We start from the raw sequence: 2010 nt of genomic DNA, 5'->3' as shown, positions 1-2010 counted from the left end.
GCACAAGTGCGTGGTTTAAAGTCTTTTCGCAGCACCTGACATATATTTTTAGATTAGAATCACTTAATTTAGGTAATAGATAAATAAAAAGGAGACATTATGCCGTTTGATTTTGTATTGCCGGATCTGGGTGAAGGTATAACAGAGGGCGAGATAAGGAAATGGCTTGTCAAGGAAGGAGATGCCATATAAGAGCATCAGACCATTCTCGAAATAGAGACCGACAAGGCAATTGTTGAAGTGCCTTCTCCAAAAAAAAGGGAGGGTATTGAAAATTAATAAGGACATCGGCGATATTGCAAAGGTCGGAGAGGTCTTGATGGCTATTGCTGAAGAAGGCGAAGCAGTAGGAGAAAAAACAAAAGCTGAAGAAAGGCCGAAATCTGTCTCTGTAGTTGGCGTTCTGCCGGAGGAAGAAGAGGAAATCTTAGCAATCCCGGCAGTAAGGGCGCTGGCAAAAGAGCTTGGAGTTAAGCTTGAGACCATTAAAGGCTCAGGCCCTGGTGGAAGCATTACGAGGGAAGATGTCACTGAGGCATCTGAAAAGGCCAAGAAGATAGAAGATCAATATGGCATTGTGGAAAGAATGCCTATTAGGGGATTGAGGAGGACTATAGCAAAGAACCTCATATTGTCACAGAAAACAACTGCCTTTGTAACAGGAATGGATGAGGCTGATATTACGGAATTGTGGAACTTGCGTGAGCGTGAAAAGAAGGCGCTGCTTGATAAAGGCATTCATCTGACCTTTTTGCCGTTTTTCATAAAGGCTGTGCATCATGCCCTTGCAGAGCATCCATTGCTCAATGCCTCTGTGGATGAGGAAAGAGAGGAGATCATCATCAAGAAATATTACAATATGGGTATTGCAGTTGACACGCCTGATGGTCTCATGGTCCCTGTAATAAAAGATGCCGATAAAAAGACGATTCTTGAACTTGCAAAGGAAATACAGGATTTGAGCCAAAAGGCAAGGGAGAGGAAGATAAAGCTTGAGGAGATGAAGGGAAGCACATTTACTATAACGAATTACGGACACTTCGGAGGGACTTTCGCAACGCCTATCATTAATTATCCTGACGTTGCAATCTTAGGCACAGGGAAGATTTCGGAAAAACCGTGGGTTAAGGATGGTCAGATTGTGATCAGGAAAATACTTCCGATGTCATTGACCTTTGACCACAGGGTAACAGACGGAGTAGATTCGGCAAAGTTCTTGTCAAAGGTTATTCAATACCTCGAAGACCCGGCATTGCTGTTTATTGAAAGCGCATGAGGATGTCTTTTTAAAGTGCCGCTTGTTGCAGGCGGTTTAAATAGAACCATTTATTGATGATTAGAGGAGTAAAATTACCGAAACCCATTTATTATTTTGTTTTCTGCTTTAAATCTCTTAAAACCCGTGCAAATTGCAGCTTATCCATTTTCCCTGAGGCGATAGAAATCATGGCATTGTAAAGCCTCTCCTTTGGGTCTGATATGCTGATACCGTTTAGCTCAAGAAAGACCAATGCAGATGCAAGGGCAGTCCTTTTGTTTCCGTCAACAAACGGATGATTTTGTGATATATGATATGCATAGGCAGCAGCCATCTCAAAAATATCAGAGTGCAGGAATTTACCGTAAAAAGAAGCATAAGGCATTGCTACTGCAGAAAAGAGAAGATCCTTATCGCGTACTCCCATGCTGCCGCCATATCTTTCTATCTGGTCAGCATGAATATCAATTACCTCGGCGAGTGTTAGGAAGATAATCTCTTTTTCTTTCACTTATCCGGCAAGTTTTTTCAGAGTTTTACCGTGGAGCCTGTTCACTTTCTCAAGAGCAGCCTTAAACTTCTTTTCCCTTTTGGCAGTATCTACAGGTGAAATTATCAGGTTCCTGCCGTCAGTAACAATTTCAAGAGGGGTGTCCATATCAACATCTAAAAGCTCAAGGATGGGCTTGTCTATTATAAGCGCAGCGCTGTTGCCATGAGATACTAATTTTTTTATCATATTTACCTCCTAC

Annotated in this window: 2 protein-coding genes and 1 pseudogene; 1 reads left to right on the top strand and 2 read right to left on the bottom strand. The window is 42.0% G+C overall.

The features are described 5' to 3' along the window. Positions 1 to 99: 99 nt before the first annotated feature. Positions 100 to 1276 (top strand): annotated as a pseudogene (locus tag V7L97_RS12380) (dihydrolipoamide acetyltransferase family protein). Between the two features lie 91 nt (positions 1277 to 1367). Here V7L97_RS12380 and V7L97_RS12375 read toward each other — a convergent pair. After that, the gene (locus V7L97_RS12375; RefSeq protein ID WP_333656443.1) at positions 1368 to 1769 is read right to left on the bottom strand and encodes a type II toxin-antitoxin system death-on-curing family toxin; all 402 of its coding nucleotides are present in this window, start codon (positions 1767 to 1769) and stop codon (positions 1368 to 1370) included. Then, positions 1770 to 1997, bottom strand: coding sequence for an AbrB/MazE/SpoVT family DNA-binding domain-containing protein (locus V7L97_RS12370; protein WP_333656440.1), 228 nt, complete (start codon positions 1995 to 1997; stop codon positions 1770 to 1772). Positions 1998 to 2010: the final 13 nt, after the last annotated feature.

Source organism: Dissulfurispira sp. (genome assembly GCF_036745535.1).
Taxonomy (GTDB): domain Bacteria; phylum Nitrospirota; class Thermodesulfovibrionia; order Thermodesulfovibrionales; family Dissulfurispiraceae; genus Dissulfurispira.
Note: the sequence above shows the minus strand (reverse complement) of the source record. Positions and strands in the feature narration are given on the sequence as shown.

What these genes read in the sequence shown, in the direction of transcription:
- V7L97_RS12370 (WP_333656440.1), bottom strand. Translation starts at nt 1,997, where the DNA reads ATGATAAAAAAATTAGTATCTCATGGCAACAGCGCTGCGCTTATAATA.